Raw genomic sequence first — 14,158 nt, 5'->3', positions numbered from 1 at the left:
GGGGGGGGCCGGCCCCCCCCCCCCCCCCCCCCCCGCCCCGGTGTCGCCGGTTACGGCACCACCTCGACCAGATCCCCGATATTCAGGTAGTCGTAGAACGCGCGCGCCCCATCCCAGGTCATGCGGATGCAGCCGTGCGACTCCCGCTCGATCGGACCCACGTGGAAGGCGATGTCGCCGTTGTAGAAGATCGCGTAGTGCATGGGAGCGTGATGCATTGTGCTCCAGTGGAACTCCTTCTTGATGAAGACGCGCGTGGCGCCCGGCGGCGTCCGGTAGCCCGCCATACCGTGGGAGATCGGGGTCGGGCCGAAGGTCACCTTGCGATTGTCGATCAACCATGCCTCGTTCGTGGAGAGCCGAACGCAGGCGCGCGCCTCGGGAATCGTGCACGGGGCGGTGATCTCCGCCGGCGGCACGATCGCGGGGACGCCCGGGACGTCGGGCCCACCGGGCCACAGCGGCTCCGCCTGCGCGGGCGCCGCCAGGGCGAGTCCGGCGGAAGCGATGCCGAGATAGACGGCGCATCGCGTGGCCTGACCGATACTGCGGTTACTGCTCATGAAGTCCGTGACCTCTCTACCCGTGCCCCATCGCCCCGAGTGACGCCGGGCGGGGTGATGGGACCATCTCGTCGAGCATTACCACCTGGAGGTGTAGGGGTCATTCTTGCCTGAGCGCCCCGGGATATGCGGGGAAAACACGCGGTGACGGTCGAATTCGGCGCACTAGCCGTCGTGTCGCCGCAGGAAGTCCACGATGCGCGGCACCACGATGTCGGCGTTGGCGAAGAACAGCCCGTGGCCCAGGCCGTCGAACACCTCGACCTCGGCGGCGGGCACCCGCTCGCGCAGGCGGCGGGCGGCGGCCTCGGCCGGGCGGACGAGCACCGATTCGCTTCCGAACACCCAGAGCGAGGGGATGGTGAACGATCCGAGTTCGGCGTCGGTGAGCACCGTCCCCCAGGGCAGCTGCCGCCGATAGCCGACCGACGCGCGCGCCGCGCGCACATCCAGCTCGGAGACCTCCACCCCGGGCATCAGCCACCGGTTCAGCCGCCGCATGTTCCGCTCCGTCGGCGCGACGGCGAAGCGCATGATCCGCAGCAGCACGCTCCAGCGGATCTTCAGCACGCCGCCGGTCTCCACCAGGGTGACGCTGGCCAGCCGCTTGGCATTGTGCAAGCTCGCCACGGCCGCCTGCCAGCCGCCGTCGGAGTACCCGAGCACATGCGCCCGGTCCACGCCGAGCCCGGCCAGCGTCTCGTCGAGCCAGGTGCCGAAATCGGCCGCCGCGGTGATGGGCGCGGTCTGCACGCTCTTGCCCGGGGTGCCGATGGTGTCCGGGGCGTAGACGACCCGGTCCGCGCTCAACCCCTCGATGACCGGGGCCCAGCCCGCGCCGTTGCCGCCGACGGGGTGCAGCAGGACCAGCGGGGTGGCGTCCCCGGAACCGAATCGGCTGATGTGGGTCGTCCCGAAGGAGGTTTCGACCCGCTGTTCGCCGAACGGGATCGGTGACCGCGCCGCCATCTCGTCGTACACCGCCAGATACGCCGCGCGTGCCCGGTCGTTCTTGAATCGTCCGATCTTGGCCATCGCCACCCCTTCATCGATTTTGATGATATGAACGTACCATAAAAATGGTATGGGCGTACCATGAAGTCTTTCCGGCTCGCACGAGAAGGGGTGGTAGCGGATATGCCTCGGTTGGTCGACCATGAGCAGCGGCGGCGGGAGATCACCGACGCCGTGCGTCGGGTGATCGCCGGACGCGGGTTGGAGGCCGCGACCTTCCAATCGGTGGCGGCCGAGGCCGGGATCTCGGTGCGCCTGGTGCAGTACTACTTCGGGACCAAGAGGGAGTTCCTGCTCGCCACCCACCGGGCGGTGGTCGAGGACGGGGGGAAGCGGTTCGCGGCGGCGCTGGAACAGCTGGCGGAGGGGGCCACACCGCGTGCGGCGACCCGGGCGATCCTGCTGTCGCTGCTGCCCATGGACGAGCGGCGGCGTGCGGACACCGTGGTGCTCGGGGCGTTCAACCAGGCCATGATGTCGGGGCGGGACATCGCCCTGGGCGATCTCGTGGGCGCGCCGAAGTTCCTGGTCGACCTGGTCGCCGCCCAACTGGAGCGCGCACTTCGGCTCGACCCCGATCTACCCGTCGACCCGGAGGTCGACGCGGCGGTGATCGTCATGGCCGTGGGCGGCCTCAGCCAAGGGTTGGCCGGGGGCTACCCGAATCGCGACGAAGCGGTGGTCCTCCTCGACCGGTTGTTGGACCGGTTCTTCGGCCCCGCGGACTGAGGGTTCCGCGACCTGAGCGGCACCGCGGCTATGAACCCGACGATCGGCCGGGCTGTTCCGCGTGCCCCGACGACTGGGGACGGACATCCGGGGCGGCCGTTGTCGGGGCGCGCGCCCTACTTGGGCGGCAGGGTGCGCGCGTAGGCCACCGAGCGCCCCACCCATTCCTCCAGTGCCGCATCGTCTTCCAGTGCGGCGGCGTCGACGCGGAGCCAGTTCCGCATCTCGCGTCCGCCCATCACCATGGTCGCGACGAAGTCGCGGCACAGCAGCTCCGTCGTCTCGGCCGGGTCCACCCGCGCCAGCAGTCCGCCCTGACCGCTGGCGGCGACCGCCATATTGCCGCTGACCATGAAACCGAGACCGCCGAACATCTTCCGTTCGGTCACATCCGGTAGTACGGGGCCGAGGGCGTCCCGTATCCGTTCCGCGAGTACCTCGTCATACGCCATACCGCATTGTGGACCGAGGCACCGACAGATGCGCGCGACCGCCGCACGCCGGGGGCGGGCGCTCGGGTTTGCTCGGTGATCGAAGGCGTCGGTGCCGACCGGTCGCACCTTGTGGCCGGTGGATGCCACCCGTCATGCTGAATCGGGTCCGAGTCCTGCGGCGTCGGTGTCACAGGACGTGATCAGGGGGTACTCGGTCATTGTGATAACCCCGCCGACGGTAGGTGTCGAAGAGGAATTGCTGCTGGTGGATCCGCGCACGGGTATACCCGTCGGCAGGAACGCCGACGTCGCCCGGACCGCCGCGGATCTCGGCATCGATCTGCAACTGGAGCTCACCCGCTGCCAGGTGGAGATCAACACCCGCGTGCACTCGACCACCTCGGAGCTGCTGCGGGAGCTGCGCGAGCTGCGGCGCGGGGTGTCGGCGTGCGCGGAGAAGAACGACGCGCTGCTGCTCGCGGTGGCGGTGCCGCCGACCGTGCCGCCGGACGAGCCGGTCACCGCCACGCCGCGGTACCGGCGCATCGCCGCGAATTTCGGCATGCTCGCCCACGAGCAGGGACTGTGCGGCTGCCATGTGCATGTGGCGGTCCCGGACCGCGAGGCTGCCCTGCGGGTGAGCGACTACCTGCGGCCCTGGCTGCCGCTGCTGCTGGCGCTCACCGCCAACTCGTCCGTGTATCACGGCCTCGACACCGAATACGCCAGTTGGCGCAGCGTGTTGTGGCGGCGCTGGCCCAGCGCGGGTGCGCCACCGCGTTTCGCCTCGGCCGCCGACTACGACGCCGCCGTGGCGAGGATGCTGTCGCTCGGCGTGATCCTGGACCGCAAGATGGTCTACTGGGATATCCGGCCCTCGGCCCGCTTTCCCACCGTCGAGATCCGCGTCAGCGATGTTCCGGCCACCGTCGAGGAGACCGCCCTGCTGGCGACTCTGATCCGGGCCGCCGTCATGACGGCACACCGCCACCTCGAGGCCGGGCGGTGCGCGCCCGCCGTCCCCGATGACGTGCTGCGCGCGGCCTACTGGTGGGCGGCCCGCTCGGGTCTGGACGGTGACGGCATCGATCCGGTGCACGGCCAGCCGCTTCCGATGCGGGAACTGTTGCGCCGCTTCGTCGATCACCTCGCGCCCGCGTTGGACGAGCTCGGCGACCGTGCCTTCGTCGACGAAACCGTTGCCGCCCTGGTGGATCGGGGCAACGGGGCGCGTCGTCAGCGCGCGGCCCTGCGCGTGCGCGGCGACCTCGGTGATGTGCTGGATGTACTGGCCGAGGCCACCCTGTCCACCTGCCGCTGACGAGAATTCGCGCGCGGCAGTGGATTCCACCGTGCCGCGGTCACCCCACCCCGGGGTCGAGTTCCCAGGTGATGCGGCTGCCGATGGCGGCCGCGTAGCGCTCCAGGGTGGAGATGCGCACATCTACTTGCCCGGCCTCCAGGCGTGCCACCGCGGATTGCGAGGTGTGCATGCGGGCGGCGATCTCGGTCTGCGACAGGCGCGCCGCCCGCCGCGCCGCCACCAGATCGGTGAGTAGTCGGCGGCGGTCGTCGGACATGCGCCGCAGCGCCGACTGCCCGGATCCGAGTAGCTCGATGCCTTCGGTCATATCATCCACGGTATCTCTGATATGAGATCGCGCACAGGCGATTTCACTGTCCGCGGCGCAACCAGTCACGCAGGTGCGGCGCTTCGTCCCCGATGGTGGTGGATTCTCCGTGCCCGGTGTGCACCACGGTGTCGTCGGGCAGGATGAGCAGCCGGTCCGCGATGGAGGTGACCAGGGTGGAGAAGTCCGAGTAGGAGCGGCCGGTGGCCCCGGGTCCGCCGCGGAACAGCGTATCGCCGGTGAAGACCACGCCGAGGTCGGGAGCGTGGAAGCAGCACGCGCCCGGAGCGTGACCCGGGGTGTGCAACACCCGCAGCGCGGTCCCCGCCACCTCGATCACCGCGCCGTCGACGAGTTCGCCGTCGGGCATCCGGTCGGTGTGGGTGAGCCGCCACAGCACCAGGTCGTCCGGATGCAGCAGGATGGGAGCGCCTGTCTCCCGGGCCAATTCGGGCGCGACCCGAATATGGTCGTCGTGGGCGTGCGTGGCCAGGATGGCCGTCACGCGGCGATCGCCGACCAGTGCCAGGATGGCCGCCACATCGTGCGGCGCGTCGATGACGACGCATTCGTGGTCGTCGCCGACGACCCAGACATTGTTGTCGACATCGAAGGTCTGCCCGTCCAGGCTGAAGGTGCCCGAGGTGACGGTGTGGTCGATACGGGCCACTACAGCATCACCACCGAGCGCAGCACCTCGCCGCGGTGCATTCTGGTGAACGCCGCCTCCACGTCGTCGAGGGAGATCGTCTCCGAGACGAAGGCGTCCAGATCGAAGCGTCCCTGCTTGTACAGCTCGATCAGGTACGGGAAATCACGCGAGGGCAGGCAATCGCCGTACCAGGACGACTTCAACGATCCACCGCGGGAGAAGAAGTCGATGAGCGGCATCTCCAGCGTCATATCCGGGGTGGGTACGCCGACCAGTACCACGGTGCCCGCCAGGTCGCGGGCGTAGAACGCCTGCTTCCAGGTCTCGGGGCGGCCCACCGCGTCGATCACCACGTCCGCGCCGAAGCCGTCGGTCAACTCCCGAATCCGTTCCACCGCGTCCTCGGTGGCCGCGTCCACCGTGTGGGTCGCGCCGAAACCGGTGGCCCACTTGAGCTTCCGCTCGTCGATGTCGACCGCGATGACGGTGGTGGCCCCGGCCAGCCGCGCCCCCGCGACGGCCGCGTTGCCCACGCCGCCGCAGCCGATGACGGCCACGCTGTCGCCGCGGCCCACCGCACCGGTGTTCACCGCCGCGCCGAGCCCGGCCATCACACCGCAGCCGAGCAGTCCGGCCGCGGCCGGGGACGCCGTCGGGTCCACCTTGGTGCACTGGCCGCTGTGTACCAGTGTCTTCTCCGCGAACGCGCCGATGCCCAGGGCCGGGGTGAGCGGGGTGCCGTCGGTGAGCGTCATGGGTCGGTCGGCATTGAAGGTGGAGAAGCAGTACCACGGCTTGCCCTTGCGACAGGCGCGGCAGGTGCCGCACACCGCGCGCCAGTTGAGGATGACGAAATCGCCGGGTTCCACGTCGGTGACGCCCGCGCCCACGGATTCCACCACGCCCGCGGCCTCGTGACCGAGCAGGAAAGGGAATTCGTCGTTGATACCGCCCTCGCGGTAGTGCAGATCGGTGTGGCACACCCCGCATGCCTGCACCCGGACCACGGCTTCGCCCGGGCCGGGGTCCGGCACGACGATCTCGGTCACTTCCACGGGCGCGTTCTGCGAGCGTGCGATCACGCCGCGCACGGTCTGGGCCACGGAGCTTCCCTTCCTGTCACCTGATACGACTCACACCTTCGCATACTCGCATGAGTCCCTGTGACGGCCTGATCGTCGATCCGGCCGCATGGCACGAATTGTCATGCCTGGTCGGTAATTTCCTCCGGCCGCGGTGGTGGGACGGCGGTGGCGGCATCGATCTGCTCGCTGATGTAGCGCAGCAGCACGGTCACGATCGCGGCCACCGGCACCGCCAGGAAGGCACCGACGATGCCCCACAGCGAACCGCCCGCGGTGATCGCCAGCAGCACCACCACGGCGTGCATCCGCATGGTGCGGCTCTGCAGCACCGGTTGCAGCACATTGCCTTCCAGTTGCTGCACCACGATGATGATGGCCAGCACGATGAGCGCGGTGGGGACCCCCTTGGCGACCAGGGCGACCAGCACCGCCAGCGCGCCCGCCACGAACGCGCCCACGATCGGGATGAAGCCGCCCAGGAAGGTGAGCACGGTCAGCACCAGGGCCAGCGGGATGCCGAGGATCACCAGACCGGCGCCGATGAGCACCGCGTCGATCAGGCTGACCAACGCCTGGGTGCGGATGAATCCGCCCAGGGTGTCCCAGATCCGGGTCAGCACCTCCTCGATGTGGCGACCGCTGCGGCTGCCGGTGAGACCGTGCAGCCACGGCATCAACCGGGGGCCGTCCTTGACGAAGAAGAACGCCAGGACGAGCGTCAGGAACAGGGTGACGATGGCGGAGGTGGCCGTGCTGACGCCGGTGAAAACGCCGGTGGCGATGCGCTCGGCGCTGGACTGCAACCGGGACACGATCGCGTCCACGGCCGAATTCATCTGCTCCTCTTGGATATTCAGCGGCGGGCCGCGCAGCCAGTCGCGTACCCGGTTGACGCCCTCGGTGGCCTGATCGGCCAGCGCGGGGGCCTGGTCGGCCACCGACGGCACGAGGAGCGCGATGATGCCCGCCAGCACGCCGAGCAGTCCGAACACCGTGAGCGAGGCGGCCGCGGCGGGGGGCAAGCCGCGCCGGGTCAGCCAGCGCGTCGGCGGCCACAGCACGGTGGCGATCACCACCGCCAGCGTCATCGGCAGCACGGCCACCCACATCTTGGCGGTGATCCAACCCAGCACCCACGCGCCCGCCGCGATGGCGACCAGACACAGCGACCATTTGGCCAGCCACAGCACGCCCCGGCCGATCACATCCCCGCGATCGGGGGCCGAGGCCCTCGGCTCCGTGTCGGGGCAGCGGTCGGCGGCGGGTTCGCCGGTGTGCTCCGGTCGCTCGATGCGCTCGGTCGTGTCCTCGGATCGCTCGCTCATGCCGCCCCCGCGCTGGTGTTCGGCGGTGTCACGAGCGCGGGCTCGGCTGGGGTGCTTGATCGCTCGCTCATGCCGTCGAGTCTGACACGCGACCGGTCGGAATCGGCGGCAGCGCGAGGAGAACTCTCCCGCGAGCGGTGCAGATCACGCGCCCGAGGTTCCGGCCCGCCACCGGCGGTTCGGCCCGCCCGTCGAATGCTCGTCGCCCGGCGCGGTACCGACGCCGCGCGCGGTCGTTCCGGCTCGTCCGCGCAGTGTCACCGCAGGGCGACGGCGGCGGCCTCGGCAATGCTGTCGGCGATGGCCCGCAGTGTGGGGGAGTCGAGCCGCCACTGCTGCCAGTACAGCGGTACGTCGATCACGCCGCGCGGGTCGAAGGCGATCAGGCGGCCGGCCGCCAGATCGTCGGCGGCCTGGATATCGGGCATCATGCCCCAGCCCAGGCCCAGGCGGATGGCCGCACCGAAACCCGTCGAGGACGGAATGTAGTGGCAGGGCGGATCGAGGGGTTTGCGGCTGTGGCGGCGGATGAGCTTGTACTGCAGATCGTCCTTGCGGTCGAACTGCACCACCGGTGCCGCCGCGAACGCCTTGGCGGTGGGGCCGTCGGCGAACCAGGTCGCCACGAAGTCCGGGCTGGCCACCGGCCGGTACCGCATGGCTCCGAGGGGTTGCGCGATACAGCCCTGCACCGGGGTGGCGGTGGCGGTGACGGCGGCCATCACGGTGCCGTCGCGCAGCAGCCGGGTGGTGTGCTCCTCGTCCTCGCGATGGACCTCGAGGTAGACGCCCGCCCGCACGCGGCCCAGGGCGGGCATCACCCAGGTCTGCAGGGAATCGGCGTTGACCGCGATGGGAATCCGGATGGGCGGCGGCGCGGGATGCGCGGCGTCACCGGGTTCGCGGGCCGCGTCGCCGAGTTCGCGCGCGGTGTCACCGGCGAGCAGTTCGATCTGGCGGGCCAGGCGCAGCATGGCGAGTCCGGATTCGGTGGGCTGCACCGGTTTCGTGCGCCGCAGCAGGATGCGCCCGGCCGCGTCCTCCAGCGCCTTGATGCGCTGGCTCACCGCGGACGGGGTGACGTGCAGGCGGCGGGCGGCGGCCTCGAAGGTGCCCTCGGTGACGGCCGCGTCGAGTGCGCGCAGCTGGTCCAGTTGCAGATCCATGATTAGAGATTTTAATGATACGCAAGAATACTTAGCTGGTCTGATGATTGCTGGCTGGCTACCGTCGGGGAATGTGAACGCTTCATCGGCGGCGGTGGCCGCACTCTCGGGTCTCGGTTTCGGGCTGTCGCTCATCGTGGCGATCGGCGCGCAGAACGCGTTCATCCTCCGACAGGGCATTCGCCGGGAGCACGTGCTCGTGGTGGTGTCGGTGGCGGCGCTGTCGGATATCGCGCTGATCGCCGCGGGCGTCGGCGGGGTGGGCGCGCTGGTGCAGTCCGCGCCCGGGGTGCTGACCGTACTGCGCTACGCGGGGGCGATCTTCCTGCTCGGCTATGCGGCGCTCGCCGCGCGGCGCGCCCTGACCGGCGGCTCGCTGGTCGGCGACGCCACCGGCAATTCCATGGCGCTCGGCGCGGCGGTGGCCACCTGCCTCGCCGTCACCTGGCTCAATCCGCACGCCTATCTCGACACCGTGGTGCTGCTCGGTTCCTACGCGAGTCATTTCGCCACACCCGATCGCTGGTTCCTTGCCGCGGGGGCGATGCTGGGCAGCCTGCTGTGGTTCTTCGCTCTCGGCTTCGGAGCGCGGTATCTGGCCCCGCTGTTCGCCCGCAAAACCGCCTGGCGTGTACTGGATTCGGTGATCGCCCTGGTGATGGCGGGACTGGCGGTGGGGCTGCTGCTGAGCTAGCCGCCCGGCCCCGGTCGCTGGCGTGATGCTGGTCCTTACGGGTGATTGCCGCGGTCCGGCGCGGTGCGGAGGCGACCTGTGGCAGACTCGGGCGACAGATGCGCGCCCGGTCGCGGGTCGGCCGGACGCGGAGGTGATGCGGGAGTTGGGATCGCGATGGATCTGAGCGCCATCGAGCGTCGGGTGGCAGCGGATCGGCGGGAGGCCGCGGACCGATCGGCGGAAGCCGAACTGCGACTGGCGGACTCGCTGTACGAACTCGCCACGGCGCTGCTCGCCACGAAGAACGACGAGTCGGTGCGGGACCGATCGCCCGGTGCGCTGGAACCGGCGCAGGAGGCGGTGCACATCCGTTTGCGCTGGCTCACCGCCGGGCGGGTCGACGCGCGTTTCGCGGGCAAGGTGCAGGACGCGCTGCGGCTGTTCGAACAGGCCGCGCGCACCATCGGGCATCGGCAGTTGGCCACGCACACCATTCGTGACGCCTGCAATGCGTATCGCTATGTGGCGCAGACCTATCCGAACGCGGCGGCGGCGTGCGCGGACTCGCTGTCCAAATGCGGTGTCTGGCTGTGCCGGCTCGATCCGGACGCCGCCGTGGCCGCCGGATCGGACGCGGTGCGGATTCGGGCGGCGCTGTTCGCCCAGGATTCCGAGCAGGCCGGTCGGTATCTCGCGAGTCTGGATATGGTGCTGCGCACCTATATGGTCGGACGGCAGCGCAAACCGGCGCTGGCCATGTACCGCGAGCTCTACACCGCGGTGACCTCCCCGGCCATGACCGCCCGGCTGCGCGAGATGCGGATCGAGGAAATCGGTTTCACCAGCAAGACCGTCACGGCGCTGACCAAACTGGACGCGCTCACCCTGGATCGCGCGGGCTACCTCACCCAGCAGCAGATCCTTTACCAGACCTCCGGTGACCTCGCCACCATCGAGGAGATCAACTGGAAGCTGGCCCTGGTGGGGCTGAAACCCCTTGCCCCCGGGGCGCTTCCGGACCTGCCGTCGAAACCGGTGGAGATCGCCGACTCCTTCGGCGCGCTGAGCGTGCGCTGCTCCGACGGCGACGCTCTCGAGCAGGTGCGGGCCGCGGTGCTGGCCGCCTACACCGCCGACGGCGCCCACGTCGTCGACTCCACCGCCTTCCTCGGCGTCAGTCAGCAGCACTGGAGTATTCCCGAGCCGCGATCGAATCCGGAGCAGACCCTCGGCGACGATGTGGTGCTGCTGGAACGCAGCTCCGAGCACTGGATTTCGGTCAAGAGCCTGAAATGGGAGGTCGCGCCGGTCGGACGGCATCCACTGGCGCTGCGGCTGTCCAAGTACTGGCCGGTGGTGAGCGTGACCACCACCGAGAATCTCGCCTACGAGCTGTGCTGGTACGACGACGGCGCGGCCACGCAATACGCCGCCCTCGGTCGCCCGGCCGGTCCGGCAACGCTCGACACCCCTTTGGCTCCTGTGAATTTCGCAGCCCTGGCCGAATACGGCGCGGACTACGCCTCCGAGACACAGGTGCGCGCGGCCTTCGGCAACACCCCGATGTTCGCCAAGCTCACGCGGCTGCCCGCCAGTGGCATCCGCCAAGCCGCCGAGGCCGGACCGCTCACCGATTACGGCGACCACATCCTGTACTTCCGCCGCGACCGCTGACCACGTAGTGATCGGGCGTTCAGCGCCCGCGGGTCGCGGTCGCCGGAGTGCGGCGCTGGTCACCGCGCTCGCCCGGCCGCAACCGGTTGGTCTTCATTCCGCGGAACAGTGATGTGGATCACGTTCTGGTCGTACCCTGTTTCACACCACGAATCGCCGTGGCCAGAAAGGGATACGGATCATGAGCACGACCCCCACCGCCGTCCCCCCGTCACCGCCCGCCGCGGAACCGACCCCGACCCTCGTCACCGGGCTGTGGCGGCGGAAGCTACCGCACTATCCCGACACCGGGCCCCGGTACTGGTACCTGGCCGTCGTGGTCGTCACCTCGGTGGTGCTGTACTACCAGCTGTTCGTGGCGGGCGCGGTGGGCAACGAACTCATCGCCTACTTCGGTCTGACCTTCCGCTACTTCGTCGGAATCTTCATCATCGGAGCCGCTTTCGGCGCGGTGGCCTCGGTGGTGGCCGGGATCATCGACCGCTGGGGCCGCGCGAACATCGTCGCCTGGGGCGCGATCATCTGCACCCTGCTCACCCTGTTCGCCGTGCCCGCGACCACCACCCGGGAATCCTTCCTGGTGGTCTACACGCTGGTCAGCATTGTCGAGGGTGCGGTGCTGGTGGCCACTCCCGCGCTGGTGCGCGACTTCTCCCCGCAGTTGGATCGCGCCTCCGCCATGGGATTCTGGACACTCGGGCCGGTGCTCGGCGCGCTGCTCACCACCCAGATCTCCTCCCGCACCCTGGACGCGCATCCGGACTGGCAGTACCACTACCGACTGTGCGGGGTGATCAGCCTGGTCGTCGCGGTGGCGGCGCTCATCTGGCTGCGGGAGCTCAGTCCGGCGCTGCGCGACCAGATCATGGTGAGCCTGCGGGACCGCGCGCTGGTGGAGGCGCGGGCGCGCGGGCTCGATGTGCAAGGGCTGGAACGCAATCAGTGGAAGCAGATGATGCGCGTGGACATCCTCGGCTCGGCCCTGGCCATCGCGCTGTTCCTGGCGTTCTTCTACACCATCATCTCGTTCCTGCCGGTGTACATGGCCACGAACTTCGGCTTCACCCCGGCGCGGGCCAACGCGCTGGGCAACTGGTACTGGATCGCCAGCGGCGTGGCGCTGGTGGGGACCGGCATCATCTCCGACCGGATGAAGGTGCGCAAACCGTTCATGCTCATCGGGGCCGTGGTGAGCATTGTCGGGCTGTTCATGTTCATCCAGCTCACCGATATCGCGGGCACCGACTACTACACCTTCGCCCTGGTCATGGTGGTCATCGCGGTCGGCACCGGCATCGCCTACTCGACCTGGATGGCCGGATTCACCGAGACGGTGGAGAAGGTGAATCCGGCCGCCACGGCGGTGGGACTCGCGGTGTGGGGCGGCATCCTGCGCACGGTGGTCACCTTCGTCCTGCTCGGGCTGTTGTTCGTGGTGACCGCGGCGGGCACCCTGGTCAATCACGGGCCGCGTTTGCAGGAGATCCAGCAGCGCCACAGCGCCGAGATCGCCACCATCCAGACCGTCGGGGCCGACACCATGGCCGAACTCGGCCGTGATCCGGACGATATGGACGCCCAGGTGCGGGCGCTGACCGCACTCACCCGAGCCGACGCAGAGGAGATCGAGACCGCCCTCACGCTCAATGCCGAGTTCCCACAGGAGCTGGCGACGCTGCAGGCGGTCGACACCGCCACGCTCACCGCCGTTTTCGTCGATCCGGACGATACCGCGGCGCGGCAGTCCGCGGTGGAGCAGATCGCCCGCGAGTTCGGCATCCCCGCCGAGCAGGCCGCCGCCAGACTGGTTGCGGCACAGCGGGTGCCGCCGACCGATCTGGCCGTCGCCAGCCGGGTGGGGCCGCAGTTGACCGCGGCGAGCGCGGCATTGCAGGCCGTCGCGGACATTCCCGAGGAAGACCGGGACTACCTGGCCGAACACGGCACCGAGGTGCAGCAGGCCCGTGCGGATTCGCCGGAACAGTGGGAGACCTGGTGGTGGATCTGCCTGGTGGCGCAGGTGATCTTCATTCCGTTCGTATTCCTCATGTCCGGCCACTGGAGTCCCCGGCGCGCCGCCGAGGAGGCCGCCGAACACGACGAGCGAGTGCGGCGGGAACTCGAGGCGATGGGGCAGCGGTAGCGCCAGCCAGAAGTGGCCACACCCATCGGCGACACCCCGATGTCCGCGAAGCTCACACCGCCGCCCGCCAGCCGCATTCGCCAGGCCGCCCAGGGCGGCCAATTCGGTTGTGGTGCAGGTAAACCCCACGGCGGGGTTGCGAGTCCGGACCGTGGGGCCACCCTCTTACCCGCTCCGCCGACGCGCGGACACACACCGGAGTGAGCGGGAAGCCTCACCGGTCGTCGGCGGGAATGTGCTGCCACAGCCGCGCGAACCCGCACACGGACGGGTCGCAATCCCGGTGCAGGGACGTCACTGTCGCCTCCTCGAACGATCGAACCGTCATCGGGTCCAGGTCGCAGTCCGCCAACTCGACCGTGCGGGGGTGTGCCTATGGTTTCGTCAACTCGTCGGTGCGGCGCAGGCGGTGTGATTCCGATACGTTGGTTTGCGGTGGGAGCAATCGGGCGGGAGGTCGCGGCATGGGCTGGATGTTCTGGGTTCTGGGACTGATCGTCGGAGCAATCACTGTTGATCGTGTTGCGGTCTGGACGGAAGGACGAGGCTGGATCTACTGGCGTCACCGGCCCAAGAATGCCGGAGTCGGCGCGAGCGTCCTCGGCCAAATGGAGTCGCTGTTGTCGCCGTCGTATCGGCATGTCGTAGAAGAAGATCAGGCCAGAAGAGTGCTGCGAATCGACCAGGCCGCTGGTGACGGCAACGGGCCCGCTGTGATCGTGGTGCGCGGCGATCGGGATCATTCCCGCTAGGCAACCGTGGTGGACGCAGGCGAATGTCGGTAGGGCTGTTTGGTTTTCAGCGGCGACGAGACCAGCCGCTCGAGTAGTGGTCTTGCGGTGACATCCGAGCGCGTCGGCGGCAACGGGCGCGGGTAGTTCGAGAGCATGCTGCTGCAGTGAGGTGATCTCGGGGCAGCCCCCGGTAGGTTGGCGGCGGTGTGACCGTGTGGTCTTGTCGGGCTGCGGTCGGTGGGGGTGGGGGTGCGCCGTTCTGGCGGGCATCGTTCGTGCTGGCCTTCGGATCGAGCACTGACGACCCGCCGAAACCGTCTCGATCCCCACAC

The 14,158-nt window shown here is 69.2% G+C and carries 14 protein-coding genes; 6 read left to right on the top strand and 8 right to left on the bottom strand.

Annotated features, from left to right (window positions below):
• Positions 1 to 50: 50 nt before the first annotated feature.
• Entirely contained in the window at positions 51 to 563 is a 513-nt protein-coding gene (locus QK444_RS19275; protein ID WP_051037962.1) for a L,D-transpeptidase, read from the bottom strand.
• A 165-nt stretch (positions 564 to 728) separates the two neighbouring features.
• The gene (locus tag QK444_RS19270; RefSeq protein WP_282782236.1) at positions 729 to 1,598 is read right to left on the bottom strand and encodes an alpha/beta fold hydrolase; all 870 of its coding nucleotides are present in this window, start codon (positions 1,596 to 1,598) and stop codon (positions 729 to 731) included.
• Between the two features lie 102 nt (positions 1,599 to 1,700).
• On the opposite strand from QK444_RS19270, the gene QK444_RS19265 reads away from it, so the two are divergent.
• On the top strand, positions 1,701 to 2,306 hold the full coding sequence (locus QK444_RS19265) for a TetR/AcrR family transcriptional regulator (RefSeq protein WP_282782234.1): 606 nt from the start codon (positions 1,701 to 1,703) through the stop codon (positions 2,304 to 2,306).
• A 116-nt stretch (positions 2,307 to 2,422) separates the two neighbouring features.
• On the opposite strand, the gene QK444_RS19260 is transcribed toward QK444_RS19265, so the two are convergent.
• On the bottom strand, positions 2,423 to 2,758 hold the full coding sequence (locus tag QK444_RS19260; protein ID WP_282782232.1) for a TfoX/Sxy family protein: 336 nt from the start codon (positions 2,756 to 2,758) through the stop codon (positions 2,423 to 2,425).
• 202 nt (positions 2,759 to 2,960) lie between these two features.
• On the opposite strand from QK444_RS19260, the gene QK444_RS19255 reads away from it, so the two are divergent.
• Complete coding sequence (locus tag QK444_RS19255) at positions 2,961 to 4,061, top strand: glutamate--cysteine ligase (RefSeq protein WP_282782230.1); 1,101 nt, start codon at positions 2,961 to 2,963, stop codon at positions 4,059 to 4,061.
• A 40-nt stretch (positions 4,062 to 4,101) separates the two neighbouring features.
• On the opposite strand, the gene QK444_RS19250 is transcribed toward QK444_RS19255, so the two are convergent.
• From QK444_RS19250 to QK444_RS19230, 5 genes are all read right to left on the bottom strand, one after another.
• Positions 4,102 to 4,371, bottom strand: coding sequence for a helix-turn-helix transcriptional regulator (locus QK444_RS19250; protein ID WP_282782228.1), 270 nt, complete (start codon positions 4,369 to 4,371; stop codon positions 4,102 to 4,104).
• A 43-nt stretch (positions 4,372 to 4,414) separates the two neighbouring features.
• Complete coding sequence (locus QK444_RS19245; RefSeq protein WP_195145539.1) at positions 4,415 to 5,041, bottom strand: MBL fold metallo-hydrolase; 627 nt, start codon at positions 5,039 to 5,041, stop codon at positions 4,415 to 4,417.
• Positions 5,041 to 6,126 carry an S-(hydroxymethyl)mycothiol dehydrogenase gene (locus QK444_RS19240; protein WP_282782224.1) on the bottom strand — a complete coding sequence of 362 codons (1,086 nt, stop codon included), beginning with the start codon at positions 6,124 to 6,126 and terminating at the stop codon, positions 5,041 to 5,043. Before QK444_RS19240 ends, QK444_RS19245 begins: the two co-directional genes overlap by 1 nt.
• A 101-nt stretch (positions 6,127 to 6,227) precedes the next feature.
• Complete coding sequence (locus QK444_RS19235; protein WP_282782222.1) at positions 6,228 to 7,433, bottom strand: AI-2E family transporter; 1,206 nt, start codon at positions 7,431 to 7,433, stop codon at positions 6,228 to 6,230.
• Between the two features lie 257 nt (positions 7,434 to 7,690).
• On the bottom strand, positions 7,691 to 8,599 hold the full coding sequence (locus QK444_RS19230; RefSeq protein ID WP_029932262.1) for a LysR family transcriptional regulator ArgP: 909 nt from the start codon (positions 8,597 to 8,599) through the stop codon (positions 7,691 to 7,693).
• Between the two features lie 73 nt (positions 8,600 to 8,672).
• Here QK444_RS19230 and QK444_RS19225 point away from each other — a divergent pair, with 73 nt between their 5' ends.
• The 4 genes from QK444_RS19225 (at position 8,673) to QK444_RS19210 (ending at position 13,844) form a co-directional block, all read left to right on the top strand.
• Positions 8,673 to 9,293 carry a LysE/ArgO family amino acid transporter gene (locus QK444_RS19225; protein ID WP_282782219.1) on the top strand — a complete coding sequence of 207 codons (621 nt, stop codon included), beginning with the start codon at positions 8,673 to 8,675 and terminating at the stop codon, positions 9,291 to 9,293.
• A gap of 156 nt (positions 9,294 to 9,449) precedes the next feature.
• Positions 9,450 to 10,949, top strand: a complete 1,500-nt coding sequence (locus QK444_RS19220) for a hypothetical protein (RefSeq protein ID WP_282782217.1) — start codon at positions 9,450 to 9,452, stop codon at positions 10,947 to 10,949.
• 181 nt (positions 10,950 to 11,130) lie between these two features.
• A complete protein-coding gene (locus tag QK444_RS19215) occupies positions 11,131 to 13,092 on the top strand; it encodes an MFS transporter (protein WP_282782215.1) in 1,962 nt (653 codons plus the stop codon).
• A gap of 464 nt (positions 13,093 to 13,556) precedes the next feature.
• Positions 13,557 to 13,844, top strand: a complete 288-nt coding sequence (locus QK444_RS19210) for a hypothetical protein (RefSeq protein ID WP_282782214.1) — start codon at positions 13,557 to 13,559, stop codon at positions 13,842 to 13,844.
• Positions 13,845 to 14,158: the final 314 nt, after the last annotated feature.

The organism is Nocardia sp. CC201C, assembly GCF_030010695.1.
Classification (GTDB): domain Bacteria; phylum Actinomycetota; class Actinomycetes; order Mycobacteriales; family Mycobacteriaceae; genus Nocardia; species Nocardia otitidiscaviarum.
The sequence above is the reverse complement of the archived record's forward strand: the minus strand, read 5'-3'. Positions and strand labels throughout refer to the sequence as shown.

Coding starts and splice junctions, on each gene's coding strand:
- QK444_RS19275 (WP_051037962.1), bottom strand. CDS start 563: ATGAGCAGTAACCGCAGTATCGGTCAGGCCACGCGATGCGCCGTCTAT.
- QK444_RS19270 (WP_282782236.1), bottom strand. CDS start 1,598: ATGGCCAAGATCGGACGATTCAAGAACGACCGGGCACGCGCGGCGTAT.
- QK444_RS19265 (WP_282782234.1), top strand. CDS start 1,701: ATGCCTCGGTTGGTCGACCATGAGCAGCGGCGGCGGGAGATCACCGAC.
- QK444_RS19260 (WP_282782232.1), bottom strand. CDS start 2,758: ATGGCGTATGACGAGGTACTCGCGGAACGGATACGGGACGCCCTCGGC.
- QK444_RS19250 (WP_282782228.1), bottom strand. CDS start 4,371: ATGACCGAAGGCATCGAGCTACTCGGATCCGGGCAGTCGGCGCTGCGG.
- QK444_RS19235 (WP_282782222.1), bottom strand. CDS start 7,433: ATGAGCGAGCGATCCGAGGACACGACCGAGCGCATCGAGCGACCGGAG.
- QK444_RS19230 (WP_029932262.1), bottom strand. CDS start 8,599: ATGGATCTGCAACTGGACCAGCTGCGCGCACTCGACGCGGCCGTCACC.
- QK444_RS19220 (WP_282782217.1), top strand. CDS start 9,450: ATGGATCTGAGCGCCATCGAGCGTCGGGTGGCAGCGGATCGGCGGGAG.
- QK444_RS19215 (WP_282782215.1), top strand. CDS start 11,131: ATGAGCACGACCCCCACCGCCGTCCCCCCGTCACCGCCCGCCGCGGAA.
- QK444_RS19210 (WP_282782214.1), top strand. CDS start 13,557: ATGGGCTGGATGTTCTGGGTTCTGGGACTGATCGTCGGAGCAATCACT.